Source organism: Spirillospora sp. NPDC048824, assembly GCF_043198455.1.
Classification (GTDB): domain Bacteria; phylum Actinomycetota; class Actinomycetes; order Streptosporangiales; family Streptosporangiaceae; genus Spirillospora.
Genome location: NZ_JBICUS010000003.1, coordinates 196,334 through 210,981, shown reverse-complemented (window position 1 = coordinate 210,981; position 14,648 = coordinate 196,334). Strand labels below are relative to the sequence as shown.

Genomic DNA, 14,648 nt, shown 5'->3' with positions numbered 1-14,648 from the left:
TTGGGGGTCGCCCCTCGGATGAACAGAGCCAGCGGCTACGATCGGTGCACGGAACGACCTGAAATAGGGGGCCTGCGACCTTGAGCGTTTTGGACGAGATCATCGAGGGCGTCCGAGCCGATCTCGCCGGAAGGCAGCGTGAGGTTCCGCTCGACGTCCTGAAGGACAAGGCGGCCGCCGCCCCCGCCGCACGGGACGCGCTCGGCGCGCTGCGCGGGCCGGGGGTCTCGGTGATCGCCGAGGTCAAGCGCAGCAGCCCGTCCAAGGGAGCGCTCGCCGCGATCGCCGACCCGGCGGCGCTCGCCCGCGACTACGAGGCGGGCGGCGCCAAGGTGATCAGCGTGCTGACGGAGCGGCGCCGGTTCGGCGGGAGCCTGGAGGACCTCGCGGAGGTCCGCGCGAACGTGGGCGTCTGCGTGCTGCGCAAGGACTTCATCGTCACCTCCTACCAGTTGTGGGAGGCGCGGGCGAACGGTGCCGACATGGCGCTGCTGATCGTCGCGGCGCTGGAGCAGGACGCGCTGGTGTCGCTGGTCGAGCGGGCCGAGTCGATGGGGCTGGTTCCGCTCGTGGAGGTGCACACCGAGGAGGAGGCCGTCCGGGCGGTGGAGGCGGGCGCCAAGGTCATCGGTGTGAACGCGCGTGATCTGCGGACGCTGCAGGTCGACCGCGGGGTGTTCGCGCGGGTCGCGCCGCTCATCCCCAAGGACGTCGTGAAGGTCGCCGAGTCCGGGGTGCGGGGGCCGCACGACCTGCTGGCCTACGCGTCCAATGGCGCCGACGCCGTGCTGGTGGGGGAGAGCCTGGTGATCGGGAGGGATCCGCGTGCGGCGGTCGCCGATCTGGTCGCCGCCGGCGCTCATCCGGCGCTGCGGCAGAGCGGCTGACGTGGTGCGGCCGTTCTCGCAATGAGCCGATAGGGTACGGGCATGCAGGTGGAGCCGCTCCGGGAGCGATGGCGGGGCTTTTGAGCCAGTGACGCACAAGCCCCTTCTCGTATGACAGGACGCGTTTTCTCATGACCATCGACACCGCGCGCGGTGCCGTGCCCGACGCGACGGGCCATTTCGGATCCTTCGGCGGGCGGTTCGCGCCCGAGGCGCTGATGGCGGCGCTGGACGAGCTGACCCGCGAGTTCGAGACCGCCCAGCAGGATCCCGCCTTCACCGCCGAGCTGGACGACCTGCTCGCGAACTACGCGGGCCGCCCGAGCCTGCTGACGGAGGCGAAGCGCTTCTCCGAGCACGCGGGCGCCCGTGTGCTGCTCAAGCGCGAGGACCTCAACCACACCGGATCCCACAAGATCAACAATGTGCTGGGGCAGGCGCTGCTCACCCGGCGGATGGGCAAGACCCGGATCATCGCCGAGACGGGCGCGGGCCAGCACGGCGTCGCGACCGCCACGGCCGCGGCGCTGCTCGGCCTGACCTGCACCGTCTACATGGGCGAGGTCGACACCGAGCGGCAGGCCCTGAACGTCGCCCGGATGCGGATGCTCGGCGCCGAGGTCGTCCCGGTGCGGACCGGCAGCCGCACCCTCAAGGACGCCTGCAACGAGGCGTTCCGCGACTGGGTCGCCACCGTCGACGACACCCACTACTGCATCGGCTCCGTGATGGGCCCGCATCCGTTCCCGATGATGGTCCGCGACTTCCAGCGGATCATCGGAGTGGAGGCGAGGCGGCAGTGCCTCGAACTGACCGGCGCCCTCCCGGACGCCGTCGTCGCCTGCGTCGGCGGCGGCTCCAACGCGATCGGCACCTTCCACGCCTTCGTCCCGGACGAGGCCGTCCGGCTGTACGGGTTCGAGGCGGGCGGCGACGGCGTGTCGACCGGCCGGCACGCCGCGACGCTCGCCGGCGGCACCCTCGGCGTCATCCACGGCATGCGGACCTACCTGCTGCAGGACGACGACGGCCAGACCATGGAGACCCACTCGATCTCCGCGGGCCTGGACTATCCCGGCGTCGGCCCCGAGCATTCATGGCTGCACGACTCCGGCCGCGCCGAGTACCGCGAGATCACCGACGCGGAGGCGATGGAGGCGTTCTCGCTGCTGTGCCGCACCGAGGGCATCATCCCGGCGATCGAGTCCGCGCACGCGCTGGCCGGCGCGCTCAAGGTCGGCCCCGAACTGGCGAAGGCCGCCGGCCCGGACGCCGTGATCGTCGTGTGCCTGTCCGGGCGCGGCGACAAGGACATGCACACGGCCGCCACCTTCTTCGGCCTGATGCCCGAAGGAGAGGGAAAGTGACCGTCCAGACCGCCTACGACAAGGCCAGGGCCGAGGGACGGGCCGCGCTCGTCGGCTACCTGCCCGCCGGTTTCCCCACCTACGAGGGGGCGATCGCGACCGCGAAGACGATGGTCGACGCGGGCTGCGACGCCATCGAGATCGGGTTGCCCTACTCCGACCCGATGATGGACGGCCCCACCATCCAGGACGCGGTGCACCAGGCGCTCGTCGGCGGCATCCGTGTCGCCGACGTGTTCCGGACGGTCGAGGCCGTGGCGGCGACCGGCGTCCCGACGCTCGTCATGACGTACTGGAATCCCGTCGACCATCACGGTGTCGACGCGTTCGCCCGCGACCTGGCCTCGGCCGGCGGCGCCGGGCTGATCACCCCGGACCTGACGCCCGAGGAGGGCGGCGCCTGGCTGGAGGCGTCCGACGCCCACGATCTCGACCGGGTCTTCCTCGTCGCGCTCAGCTCCACCGACGAGCGCATCGAGAAGATCACCGGGGTGTGCCGGGGGTTCGTGTACGCGGCGTCGCTGATGGGCGTCACCGGTGCCCGTTCCGCCGTCGACACAGGTGCGCCCCGCCTGGTGGAACGGACGCGGGCGATCATCGACAAGGGCGGGTCGTCCCTGCCCGTGGGCCTCGGGCTCGGAGTCGGCAGCGGCGCCCAGGCCGCGGAGGTCGCCGGGTTCGCCGACGGCGTGATCGTCGGTTCGGCGTTCATCCGCCGCCTGCTGGACGCCCCCGATCTCGCGTCCGGGCTCGCCGGCGTGCGGGCGCTCACCGAGGAGCTGGCGGCCGGCGTCCGTTCCGGCCGCTGACCGCGTCCGCGGGGGCGGGGAATCACCGTTCCCGCGGGCGTTCCGCGGCGTCCCCGTGACGCCCGCGGGCGCCGCCGATTCGATGCTCGCGGGTGCCCCGCTCTCCCGTAGGGTGTGTTCGCCGGTTTGAGGCGGTCCTCGGAAGGATCACGATGACGCAAGAGATGACGGCGGAAGGCCGGGCCAAGACGGCGCCGCCGCCTCCCGCCTGGTTCCTGATCCCGGCGTGGGTGCTGACGATCGCCGGGCTCGGGATCTCCGTTTATCTGACGGTCACGCATTACGACGAGGGCGCGCTGGTGTGCTCGGCGTCCAAGACCGTCGACTGCCATGCGGTCACGACGAGCGAGTACTCCACGCTCGCCGGGATCCCCATGCCGCTGCTGGGCCTGGCGTTCTTCGTCGCGTTCGGCGCGCTGATCACGCCGTGGGCGCTGCGGTCGGCGCGGCCGCCGCTGCGGTGGGGCCGGGTGGCGAGCACCGCGGTCGGCGTGCTGTTCGTCGTCTACCTCGTGACCGTGGAACTGGCGCTGCTGCACAAGATCTGCCTGTGGTGCACCGGGGTGCACGCCATCACCGTCCTGCTGTTCGTCCTCGTCTTGATCGACGAATTCCGACGAATCGGTCAGGTCGACTAACCTCACCGTGACCGCGCCCCACGGTGGCGGCGCGGCCCTCACGCCTAGGAGAACACATGAGCAAGGCCGCACGGGAGCGGTCCGCGAGAGAGCGCCTGGCCGCCGAGCGCAAGCGGCAGGCGGCGCGGCAGAAGCAGCGGCGGCTGCTCGCCATCGTCCTCGGATCGGTGGTCGCGGTCGCGGTGATCGTGGTCGGCACCGTCCTGATCATCGACTACCAGAGCAAGCAGGGCCGCGCCGAGGTCCACCAGGGCGCGCTCGCCCCGCTCAGCCGCCAGGACGACGGCTCGATCGTGATGGCGCAGCCCGGGGTGACCAAGCCGGTTCTGGAGGTCTTCGAGGACTTCCAGTGCCCGGTCTGCAAGCAGTTCGAGGAGGCCACCGGCGAGACCGTCCTGGAACTGGCGGAGCGGGGCAAGGTCAAGGTCGTCTACCGGCCGTTCCACCTGTTCGGCCAGCAGAAGGATCCCATCAGGATCAACTCGCTGCGCGCGGCCGAGGCGGCGCTGTGCGTTCCGGCCGACAAGTGGATCTCCTACCATGACGCGCTCTTCCGGTTCCAGCCGGCCGAGGGCTCGGAGGGCTTCTCGCCCGACGACCTCGTGAAGTGGGGCAAGGACGTCGGCGTCACCGACCCGAACTTCGAGAAGTGCGTGCGGGACGAGCAGAAGAAGTCCCAGGTCGACGCGATGACCAAGTACGCCCTGCAGGACCGCCAGGTCCAGGGGACCCCGTCGGTCTTCCTGGACGGCAAGCAGCTCGACTCGACGCAGTTCATGAACCCGGCCGCGCTCCGGGCGACCATCGACGCGGCCGCCGCCTCCGGCAAGTGACCCCGGCCTCCGGCAGGTGAGCGCACGCGCCGCGCCGTCCCGCCCGGGACGGCGCGGCGCGGCGCTTCACCGGCCTCGGGACGCCCCCGACCGCTACGCTCGTGTGTGCGCACGAACACGCACAGTGGCCGATCGGGGGATCGATGAGCGAGCAGGGCAGGGGACCGTCGGCGCGCCGGCGGCTCGCGGACGAACGGGGCCGGGCCGCGGTCCGGCAGCGCCGCCGGCGGCTGCTGGCGGTCGTCCTCGGCGCCGTCGCCGTGGCGGCCGTCGTGGTCGCGGGGACCGTCGTGGCGGTGTCGCGGATCGGCGGGGACGGGCCTCTCGGCGACACCTACACGGGCCCGCTGGCGCCGGCGACCCGCGTGGAGCACGGGGCGGTCGCGATGGCGCAGCCGGGCGTCACCGGGCCGGTCCTGGAACTGTACGAGGACTTCCAGTGCCCGGCGTGCGAGGCGCTGGAGGGGCGCCTCGGCGGGACGCTCAAGCAACTCGCCGCCGAGGGCGAGGCCAGGGTCGTGTACCGGCCGTTCCAGCTCTTCCAGCAGGAACCGCTGATGTCGAACTCGCGGAGGGCCGCGAACGCCGCCGCCTGCATCCCCGTGAGCAAATGGGTCCCCTACCACGACAGGCTCTTCGCCGAGCAGCCTCCCGAGGGCGCCAGCGGCTTCACGCCGGAGAACCTGATCACGTGGGCGGCCGAGCTGGGCGTCACCGATCCCGCGTTCGCCGCCTGCGTCAACGGGAACCAGAAGATCGACCTGGTCGAGAAGGCGAGCACCGCGGCCGGGCGTGCGGGAGTCGACTCCACCCCGTATCTCGCGCTGAACGGCGAGAGGGTCGACGGCGACGCCCTCGGCTCGCCGGACGAGCTGAAGAAGGCCGTCGCCCAGGCGGGTGGGGGCCCGGTCCCGTCCCCCGGCGGCACACGATCGGACGGCAGGGCGAACGGCACCGTGGACGGTACCGCGGGCGTCCGCGGCCCGGCACGGTCGTAGAGTCGGCGCACGCGCCGCCCCGGAGGCGGTAACGTCAGCGTCCATGCAGCCGCTCGCCTACATCCCGAGTCCCTCACAGGGCATCTGGCACATCGGGCCCGTTCCCATCCGCGCCTACGCCATCATGATCATTCTGGGCATCGTCGCCGCGGTGTGGCTGGGCGAGCGACGCTGGGCCGCCAAGGGCGGCACCCCCGGCGTGATCATCGATGTGGCCGTGTGGGCGGTGCCGTTCGGTCTCGTCGGCGGGCGGATCTACCACGTCATCACCGACTACCAGCGCTATTTCGGTGAGGACGGCGATCCGGTCCGGGCGCTGGAGATCTGGAAGGGCGGCCTCGGGATCTGGGGCTCCGTCGCGTTCGGCGCGGTCGGCGCGCTCATCGCATGCCGGCGGCGCGGGATCTCCGTCCTCGCGCTCGCCGACGCGGTCGCCCCGGGGATCGCACTGGCGCAGGCCATCGGCCGCTGGGGCAACTACTGGAACCAGGAGCTGTACGGCCGTCCCCTCGACGCGTTCTGGGCCCTGGAGATCGACGAGGACCACCGGCCGACGCTCGAGGGCGGGCCCAGCCTCGACCCCCAGTACGCCGACATCGCCACCTACCACCCGACGTTCCTGTACGAGTCGCTGTGGTGCGTCGGCGTCGCGATCCTGGTCATCTGGGCCGACCGGCGCTTCAAGCTCACGCACGGCCGCGCGTTCGCGCTCTACGTCGCCGCCTACACGCTGGGACGCGCCTGGATCGAGGCGCTGCGCATCGACGACGCCCACCACATCCTCGGCCTGCGGCTGAACGACTGGACGTCGATCCTGCTCTTCCTCGGCGCGGTCGCCTACCTGTACCGGATGCGCCACCGTACCGGCCCGGAGAACGTCGGCGGTCCCGCCGCGGACGGGCCGTCCGGCGAGCCGGGATCCGCCGAGGCGAAGCCCGTGCCGAAGGACGAGCCCGAACCGGAACCCGAGACCGAGAAGACCGAAGCCGAGGACTCCGAAACCGAGGACTCGGAGACCGAGAAGTCGGAAGCCGAGAAGTCCGAGGACGCCGACAAGGCCGAGGACGCGGACCGGGTTGAGGACGCCGAGGGCGCGGACAAGGCCGAGGACGTCGAGGACGCGGAGAAGGCCGGAGGCGGGGACGCCGAGGCGGAGGCCGCGTCCGAGGAGAAGGACCCCGAGAACGAGGCCGAGCTCGAGGCTGAAGGCGACGACGAGGCCGGAGACGGTGTCGGCGAGGCCGGGCGGGTGGATGAGGGTGAACCCGTCAAGGACGGAAAGTAGCGGTCGGCGGAGGGCTCCGGTGCAGGCGAGATGACCAGCGGCAAGCCGGGCGTGCCCCCGGAACACCATCATCAGCACCGTGACGTCACCGGCGGCTGGCTGCGGCCGGCGGTGTTCGGCGCGATGGACGGACTGGTCTCCAACTTCGCGCTGATCGCGGGCGTCGCGGGCGGCCAGGCGAGCCAGAAGGTCGTCCTGCTGGCGGGTCTGGCGGGGCTGGCCGCGGGCGCGTTCTCGATGGCCGCGGGGGAGTACATCTCGGTCGCCTCCCAGTCGGAACTGGCGGAGGCGGAGATCGAGGTGGAGCGGCTGGAGCTGGCCCGGCACCCGGTGGCGGAGGAGCGGGAGCTGGCCGAGGTGTTCCGGTCGCGCGGGGTGGACCCGGAGACGGCCGCGGAGGTGGCGCGGCAGCTGTCCAGGGACCCCGACGATGCGCTGGAGGTGCACACCCGCGAGGAGTTGGGGGTGACGCCCGGTGACCTGCCCTCGCCGACGCTGGCGGCGGGCTCGTCGTTCCTGTCGTTCGGGATCGGCGCGATACTGCCGGTGCTTCCGTACCTGCTGGGCGCCTCCTCGCTGTGGCCGGCGGCGATCATCGCGGCGCTCGGGCTGTTCGGCGCCGGCGCGCTGGTGTCGCGGATCACGGCCCGGCCCTGGTGGTTCGGCGGGACGCGGCAGCTGCTGTTCGGCGCGGCCGCCGCGGCGATCACCTACGGGGTCGGCGCGCTGATCGGGACCAATGGGCTCTAGTACGGCGCGGTTGCCGGCTCCGGTGCGGGCGGTCGCTCCAGGGAACTGGATAAAACGCCCTTTTGGCCACGCGGGGGCCGCCCGGACCGCTAAGCTCCGGGGCGTGATCGAGGCTCGTGACACAGGTTCCCCCGAGGCCGCGCGCGAGGGCGGCGGGCAGGACTTCTGGCCGGAGGAGAAGTCCGGTCGCAGCCTGCCCCGTCCGAAGCTGCTGTTCGGCGCGGTCGCCGCGCTGGTCGCGGTGATCGTCGCGGTCGTCGCCGTGCTCGTGTTCACCGGCGGGGACGAGGCGCCCGCCGAGAACACGGCGCTGCCGACCGCCTACGCGCCCGACTACAACGGCGAGGGCTTCAGCGAGATCGCGAACAGGTCGGCCGACCGCCGCGAGATCACCGAGGGGGAGGCGGCCTCCGCCAAGAACCTGAAGTCGGGCGCCTACGCGTTCACGCTGGCCGAGTCCGCGCTGACCTCCGACTGCAAGTCCGCGACGTGGGGCGCCCGCCTGCACGCCGACCTCGCCAAGTTCGGCTGCAGCCAGGTCGTCCGCTCCGCCTACGTGAGCGCCGGCAAGAAGCACGTCGGCCAGTTCATCGTGATCAACATGGAGACCGTGGAGGGCGTCAAGCAGATCCTGCGCGACCTTCAGCGCGAGACGGGCGCCGGGTGGGTGACGCCGCTGGACGCGCCGGGCGTCCCCGCGTTCGGGTCCGGGTTCAGCGCCGCCTACGCCAAGACCTACGGCCACTATGCCGTGATCACGTGGGTGGAGCGGGCCGGCGGGGAGCAGCCCGCCTCGCTCAACGAGGTGATCGATGTGAGCCTGGTCATCGAGGGCGCCGCCGACTTCCTCTACGGGCGGCTTGACCTGGCCTCGGGCGGAAGGCCCGGCCAGTGATCCGGCCGCATGCGGGCGTGTCGCGGGCCGGCGGGCAGTAGTCTGCGCGCTCGTGGACTCCGATGAATTCCGCCGCGGCGGCGGCCCCCGGCGCGCACCGGTGAGCCGCCAGGGCCGCAGGCAGCCCGCCCCGCGCAGGACGGCGCCGGGCCGCGAGGGAGGCCCCCGCCGGCCGAACCCGTCGCAGGCGCGGCGGAAGGGCGCGCCCCGCCCGGGGCGGCCCGTTCCGCCGCCGCGCATGCCGTTCGAGGACGACGAGTCCGCCTACCCCGACGCGTCCCCGTTTCACGACACGTCCGCCTACCCGGCCGCCCCCGCGTATCACGACGCGCCCGGCACAGGCCCGCGGCCGCTTCCGGGTGATGCGCACGGTCCCGGCGGGAAGCCGGGACGGCGCGGCGGGAAGCCGAGACAGCGGGGGAAGCCGGGCAAGGGGGGGCGTTCCGCCGGGCAGGCGCGGCAGTCCCGTCCGGCGTCGCGTGAGGGCGGGCGCGGAGCGAGGCTGTACTTCGGCGCCGCCGCGGTCCTGGGCCTGCTCGTGCTCCTCGGTGTGGGCGCGGTGGTCGTTCCGCGCGGCGGCGGGAACGGTCCGGCCGCGGGCGGCGCGGCCACCGTGACGATCGGGACTCCTGCGGAGACGGGCGTCTCGCCGGACTCCTACTCCAGTTCGTCCTCGTCGTCGGCGTACTCGGGCATCGCGTCCCGCCGCGCGGACCCGAAGCCGCTGACGGTGGAGGAGGCGTTCCCGTCGTCGGCGGCGAAACTGTCGGTCCCGGGCGGCGAGGTGCGGGTCAAGCTGCGCGTCAAGCGGCTGGACGGTGACTGCGCCGCCGCCGTGTGGGGCGCGACCGTGGGTGAGGTGCTGGGCGAGGGCGGCTGCACGCAGGCGGCCCGCGGGATCTACTCCGACACGGAGAACGGCCATGCGCTGGCCGTCGCGGTGTTCAACCTGGCAGGGTCCGCGGAGGCCGACCGGTTCGTCGCGACGCTGGAGCAGACGATCGGTGCCGGTTTCGTCCGGCCGCTGGAGGCCCCCGCCCCGCTGGACGGCTTCGGACGCGGCTTCGACATGGCGCGCGGCCTGGCCATGGGCCATTTCGCCGTGGTCACGTGGGCGCAGCGGCTGGACGGCAAGGGCGGCCCGGAGGACGAGGCGCTCCTGTCGCTGCTGATCGAGGGCGGCAAGAACCCGGCGGTGCTCGGCCGCGCCGCCCGCGCGTCCGAATGACCGCGCCCGCCTGACCGCGCCCGCCTGACTGCGCCCCGCCTGATCCCGGCCGCCTGACCGCGTCCAGGTCGCCACATTTCGGGCAAGTCACTGGAACACCACGGTAAACATCGCTCTCCCGGTGATGATCGTCACCGTTGCCGGGGCACTTTCCGTTGGGGGAGGAACCGGTAATCTGGTCTAAACCACTGTGAGATGGCGCCCATGGGCCGTCCGCGCCGGAAGTTTCGCGATCCGGGGCAGCCGGGCATGATCCCGGCAGTGATGTAATGTCATCTCACCGCAGCAGGGCCAACGTCGTCCCGGACTGCACTGACATCAGCAGTGACACGACGACGACGGGAGGGTTGATGGCTTCTGCTGCCCTCACACCTGATGCCCGCACTTCTGTTGCCGGCCCTCCGGGGCCCGGCACCGGCGGCCGCCCCCTCGCGCAGGGGCTCTACGACCCGGTTCACGAACACGACGCATGCGGTGTCGGAATGGTGGCGGACCTGCACGGCCGCAAAAGCCATGACATCGTGCAGAACGCCCTGACGGTCCTGAAGAACCTCGACCACCGCGGAGCGGTGGGCGCCGAGCCGGACGACGGCGACGGCGTCGGCATCCTCGTCCAGATCCCGGACGCGTTCTTCCGCGACACCTGCGACTTCGCGCTCCCCGACGCCGGCGCCTACGCCGCCGGCATCGCGTTCCTGCCCGCGGACGGCGACGAGCGCGCCACCGTGGTCGCCCATGTCGAGAGGCTCTGCGTCGAGGAGGGCCTGACGGTCCTCGGCTGGCGGGAGCTGCCGCACGACCCCGACTTCACCGGCCCGGCCTCGCGGCGCGTCATGCCGCACTTCTCGCAGCTGTTCGTGGCCCCCGCCGCGGGCGGCCCCCACGGCGGCAAGACCGGCCTTGAGCTGGACCGCGTCGTGTTCTGCATGCGCGAGCGCGCCGAACAGGACGTGCGGGTCTACTTCCCGAGCCTGTCCAGCCGGACGATCGTCTACAAGGGGATGCTGACGACCCCGCAGCTGGAGCCGTTCTTCCCCGACCTGTCGGACCGCCGCTTCACCAGCGCGATCGCCCTGGTGCACTCGCGGTTCTCGACCAACACCTTCCCCGCCTGGGAGCTGGCCCACCCGTACCGGTTCATCGCCCACAATGGCGAGATCAACACGGTGAAGGGCAACCGGAACTGGATGCGGGCCCGCGAGGCGCTGCTGAAGTCCGACCTGATCCCCGGGGACCTGTCGCGGATCTACCCCGTGATCGACATCGAGGCCAGCGACACCGCCTCGTTCGACGAGTGTCTGGAGCTGCTGCACCTCGGCGGCCGGTCGCTGCCGCACGCGGTGCTGATGATGATCCCGGAGGCGTGGGAGAACCACACCGAGATGGACGCCGCCCGCCGCGCGTTCTACGAGTTCCACTCCACCCTGATGGAGGCGTGGGACGGTCCCGCCAGCGTCAGCTTCACCGACGGCACCGTCGTCGGCGCCGTCCTGGACCGCAACGGGCTGCGTCCCGGCCGGTACTGGGTGACCGACGACGGCCTGGTCGTGCTGGCCAGCGAGGCGGGGGTCCTGGACATCCCGGCCGCGAACGTCGTCCGGAAGGGCCGGCTGCAGCCCGGCAAGATCTTCCTGGTGGACACCGCCGCCGGGCGGATCGTCGAGGACGACGAGGTCAAGGCGGAGCTGGCCGCCGAGCACCCGTACGGCGAGTGGCTGCACGAGGGCCTGGTCCGGTTCGAGGAGCTGCCGAGGCGCGAGCGGGAGATCCCGTCGCACGAGACCCTCGTCAAGCGGCAGCAGACGTTCGGCTACACCCTCGAAGAGCAGAGGATCATCCTGTCGCCGATGGCGAAGACGGGCGCCGAGCCGATCGGGTCGATGGGCACCGACACCCCGATCGCGGTGCTGTCGGAGCGGCCGCGGCTGCTGTTCGACTACTTCAAGCAGCAGTTCGCGCAGGTCACGAACCCGCCGCTGGACGCGATCCGCGAGGAGCTGGTGACCTCGCTCCAGTCCACGCTCGGCCCGGAGGGCAACCTCCTGGAGCCCGGCCCGGACTCGTGCCGCCGCCTGGTGCTGCCCACCCCGATCCTGGACAACGGCGAACTCTCCAAGATCATCCACATTGACGACGAGGGGTCCCTGCCGCATCTGCAGGCCCACGTCGTGCACGGCCTGTACGACGTCGCCGGCGGGGGAGAGGCCCTGGAGGCCCGGCTGGAGGAGATCAACTCCGAGGTCGGCCGCGCCATCGACGCCGGCGCCCGCGTCATCGTGCTGTCGGACCGCGGCGCCGACTCCGCCCGCGCCGCGATCCCGTCGCTGCTGCTGACCGGCTCCGTCCACCACCACCTGATCCGGGAGAAGACCCGCACCCGGGTCGGCCTGGTGATCGAGACCGGCGAGGCCCGCGAGTGCCACCACATGGCGCTGCTCATCGGGTACGGCGCGTCCGCGATCAACCCGTACCTGGCGATCGAGACCGTCGAGGACCTCGTCCGCGGCGGCGCCATCGAGGGCGTCGAGCCGGAGCAGGCCGCCCGGAACCTCGTGAAGGCGTACGGCAAGGGCGTCCTGAAGGTCATGTCGAAGATGGGCGTGTCCACGGTCGCGTCCTACACCGGCGCGCAGATCTTCGAGGCGATCGGGCTCGGCGGCGACGTCGTGTCCCGCTGCTTCACCGGCACCACGTCCCGGCTCGGCGGCGTCGGCTTCGACGTGCTGGCCCGCGAGGTCGCCGAGCGGCACGCCCGCGCCTACCCGCCGGGCGGCAACGACCTGGCGCACCGCACCCTGGAGGTCGGCGGCGAGTACCAGTGGCGCCGCGAGGGCGAGCCGCACCTGTTCAACCCGGACACGGTGTTCAAGCTGCAGCACGCCACCCGCACCCGCCGCTACGAGATCTTCAAGGAGTACACCGCGCAGGTCGACTCGCAGGCCGAGCGGCTGATGACGCTGCGCGGGCTGTTCAGGCTGAAGGACGGCGAGCGCGAACCGGTCCCGATCGACGAGGTCGAACCCGTATCGGAGATCGTCAAGCGGTTCTCCACCGGGGCCATGTCGTACGGCTCCATCTCCGCCGAGGCCCACGAGACCCTCGCGATCGCGATGAACCGCCTCGGCGGCAAGTCCAACACCGGTGAGGGCGGCGAGGACCCGGAGCGGTTCACCCCCGACGAGAACGGCGACCTGCGCCGCAGCGCCATCAAGCAGGTCGCGTCCGGACGGTTCGGCGTCACCTCCGAGTACCTCACCAACGCCGACGACATCCAGATCAAGATGGCGCAGGGCGCCAAGCCCGGCGAGGGCGGCCAGCTGCCCGGCCACAAGGTCTACCCGTGGATCGCCAAGACGCGGCACTCCACCCCCGGCGTCGGCCTCATCTCGCCGCCGCCGCACCACGACATCTACTCGATCGAGGACCTGGCGCAGCTCATCCACGACCTGAAGAACGCCAACCCGGCGGCGCGCGTGCACGTCAAGCTCGTCGCCGAGGTCGGCGTCGGCACGGTCGCGGCCGGGGTGTCCAAGGCGCACGCCGACGTGGTGCTGATCTCCGGCCACGACGGCGGCACCGGCGCGTCCCCGCTGACGTCGCTCAAGCACGCCGGCACCCCGTGGGAGCTGGGCCTCGCCGAGACGCAGCAGACGCTGCTGCTGAACGGCCTGCGCGACCGCATCGTCGTGCAGACCGACGGGCAGATGAAGACCGGGCGGGACGTCGTCGTCGCGGCGCTGCTCGGCGCCGAGGAGTACGGCTTCGCGACCGCGCCGCTGGTGGTGTCGGGCTGCATCATGATGCGGGTCTGCCACCTCGACACGTGCCCGGTCGGCGTCGCCACCCAGAACCCCGTGCTGCGGCAGCGGTTCTCCGGCAAGCCCGAGTTCGTCGTGAACTTCTTCGAGTTCATCGCCGAGGAGGTCCGCGAGCATCTGGCGGCCCTCGGGTTCCGCTCGCTGGAGGAGGCGATCGGGCACGTCGAGATGATCGACACCCGCGAGGCCGTCGAGCACTGGAAGGCGTCCGGGCTCGACCTCACCCCGGTCCTGCACACGCCAGAGCGGGCCGAGGGCGCGGCCCTGCACCGCGTCACCGAGCAGGACCACGGGCTGGAGAAGGCCCTGGACAACACGCTGATCCAGCTCGCCGAGGGCGCGCTCGCGTTCGGCGACAAGGTCACGCTCGACCTCCCGATCCGCAACGTCAACCGGACGGTCGGCACCATGCTCGGCCATGAGCTGACCAGGAAGTGGGGCGGCCAGGGCCTGGCCGACGACACGATCGACGTCACGTTCACCGGCTCGGCGGGCAACTCGTTCGGCGCGTTCCTGCCGCGCGGGATCACGCTGCGGCTGGTCGGCGACGCCAACGACTACGTCGGCAAGGGCCTGTCCGGCGGGCGGCTGACGCTGCGCCCGCCGGCCGATGCCGGGTTCGCGGCCGAGGAGCAGATCATCGGCGGCAACGTCATCCTGTACGGCGCGACGTCCGGTGAGCTCTTCGCCCGCGGCATCGCCGGCGAGCGGTTCTGCGTCCGCAACTCCGGCGCCACCGCCGTCGTCGAGGGCGTCGGCGACCACGCCTGCGAGTACATGACCGGCGGCCGCGCCCTGATCCTCGGCCGGACGGGACGCAACCTCGCGGCCGGCATGTCCGGCGGCATCGCCTACGTCCTGGACCTGGTGCCCGAGCGGGTCAACGGCGAGATGGTCGACCTGGACCCCCTCGACCCCGACGACCTGGACTTCGTCCGGACCCTGGTCGAGCGGCACCTGGCCGAGACCGGCTCACGGGTAGCGGGCCGGCTGCTGGACGACTGGGACGCCGCGGCCGACCGCTTCACCAAGATCATGCCGCGTGACTACCGCCGCGTCCTGGACGCGATGGCCAAGGCCGAGGCCGAGGGACGCGACGTCGACGAGGCCGTCATGGCCGCGGCGCAGAGCTGAGAGAGG

Annotated in this window: 11 protein-coding genes; all 11 read left to right on the top strand. The window is 72.0% G+C overall.

The features are described from left to right. Positions 1-80 precede the first annotated feature (80 nt). Positions 81-887 carry an indole-3-glycerol phosphate synthase TrpC gene (trpC, locus tag ACGFIS_RS07375; RefSeq protein ID WP_392909091.1) on the top strand — a complete coding sequence of 269 codons (807 nt, stop codon included), beginning with the start codon at positions 81-83 and terminating at the stop codon, positions 885-887. Between the two features lie 131 nt (positions 888-1,018). Continuing rightward, positions 1,019-2,254, top strand: a complete 1,236-nt coding sequence (gene trpB / locus ACGFIS_RS07370) for a tryptophan synthase subunit beta (protein WP_392909089.1) — start codon at positions 1,019-1,021, stop codon at positions 2,252-2,254. Further along, entirely contained in the window at positions 2,251-3,063 is an 813-nt protein-coding gene (gene trpA, locus ACGFIS_RS07365) for a tryptophan synthase subunit alpha (RefSeq protein ID WP_392909087.1), read from the top strand. Before trpB ends, trpA begins: the two co-directional genes overlap by 4 nt. Before the next feature lie 152 nt (positions 3,064-3,215). Then, a complete protein-coding gene (locus ACGFIS_RS07360; protein WP_392909085.1) occupies positions 3,216-3,701 on the top strand; it encodes a vitamin K epoxide reductase family protein in 486 nt (161 codons plus the stop codon). Positions 3,702-3,757: 56 nt separating this feature from the next. Then, positions 3,758-4,534 (top strand): DsbA family protein, encoded by a 777-nt coding sequence (locus ACGFIS_RS07355; RefSeq protein WP_392909083.1) that lies wholly within the window; start codon positions 3,758-3,760, stop codon positions 4,532-4,534. 143 nt (positions 4,535-4,677) lie between these two features. After that, positions 4,678-5,532, top strand: coding sequence for a DsbA family protein (locus tag ACGFIS_RS07350; RefSeq protein ID WP_392909081.1), 855 nt, complete (start codon positions 4,678-4,680; stop codon positions 5,530-5,532). 43 nt (positions 5,533-5,575) lie between these two features. Beyond that, positions 5,576-6,817 carry a prolipoprotein diacylglyceryl transferase gene (gene lgt / locus ACGFIS_RS07345; protein ID WP_392909079.1) on the top strand — a complete coding sequence of 414 codons (1,242 nt, stop codon included), beginning with the start codon at positions 5,576-5,578 and terminating at the stop codon, positions 6,815-6,817. 30 nt (positions 6,818-6,847) lie between these two features. Continuing rightward, a complete protein-coding gene (locus tag ACGFIS_RS07340) occupies positions 6,848-7,567 on the top strand; it encodes a VIT1/CCC1 transporter family protein (RefSeq protein WP_392909076.1) in 720 nt (239 codons plus the stop codon). A 103-nt stretch (positions 7,568-7,670) separates the two neighbouring features. Continuing rightward, positions 7,671-8,462: a hypothetical protein gene (locus tag ACGFIS_RS07335; protein ID WP_392909074.1), complete on the top strand. Its 792-nt coding sequence runs from the start codon at positions 7,671-7,673 to the stop codon at positions 8,460-8,462. A gap of 52 nt (positions 8,463-8,514) precedes the next feature. Further along, positions 8,515-9,690 carry a hypothetical protein gene (locus ACGFIS_RS07330; RefSeq protein WP_392969944.1) on the top strand — a complete coding sequence of 392 codons (1,176 nt, stop codon included), beginning with the start codon at positions 8,515-8,517 and terminating at the stop codon, positions 9,688-9,690. Positions 9,691-10,040: 350 nt separating this feature from the next. Then, on the top strand, positions 10,041-14,642 hold the full coding sequence (gene gltB, locus ACGFIS_RS07325) for a glutamate synthase large subunit (RefSeq protein WP_392909070.1): 4,602 nt from the start codon (positions 10,041-10,043) through the stop codon (positions 14,640-14,642). Positions 14,643-14,648 lie beyond the last annotated feature (6 nt).

What these genes read in the sequence shown, in the direction of transcription:
- trpB (WP_392909089.1), top strand. Translation starts at nt 1,019, where the DNA reads ATGACCATCGACACCGCGCGCGGTGCCGTGCCCGACGCGACGGGCCAT.
- ACGFIS_RS07360 (WP_392909085.1), top strand. Translation starts at nt 3,216, where the DNA reads ATGACGCAAGAGATGACGGCGGAAGGCCGGGCCAAGACGGCGCCGCCG.
- ACGFIS_RS07355 (WP_392909083.1), top strand. Translation starts at nt 3,758, where the DNA reads ATGAGCAAGGCCGCACGGGAGCGGTCCGCGAGAGAGCGCCTGGCCGCC.
- ACGFIS_RS07350 (WP_392909081.1), top strand. Translation starts at nt 4,678, where the DNA reads ATGAGCGAGCAGGGCAGGGGACCGTCGGCGCGCCGGCGGCTCGCGGAC.
- lgt (WP_392909079.1), top strand. Translation starts at nt 5,576, where the DNA reads ATGCAGCCGCTCGCCTACATCCCGAGTCCCTCACAGGGCATCTGGCAC.
- ACGFIS_RS07340 (WP_392909076.1), top strand. Translation starts at nt 6,848, where the DNA reads ATGACCAGCGGCAAGCCGGGCGTGCCCCCGGAACACCATCATCAGCAC.
- gltB (WP_392909070.1), top strand. Translation starts at nt 10,041, where the DNA reads ATGGCTTCTGCTGCCCTCACACCTGATGCCCGCACTTCTGTTGCCGGC.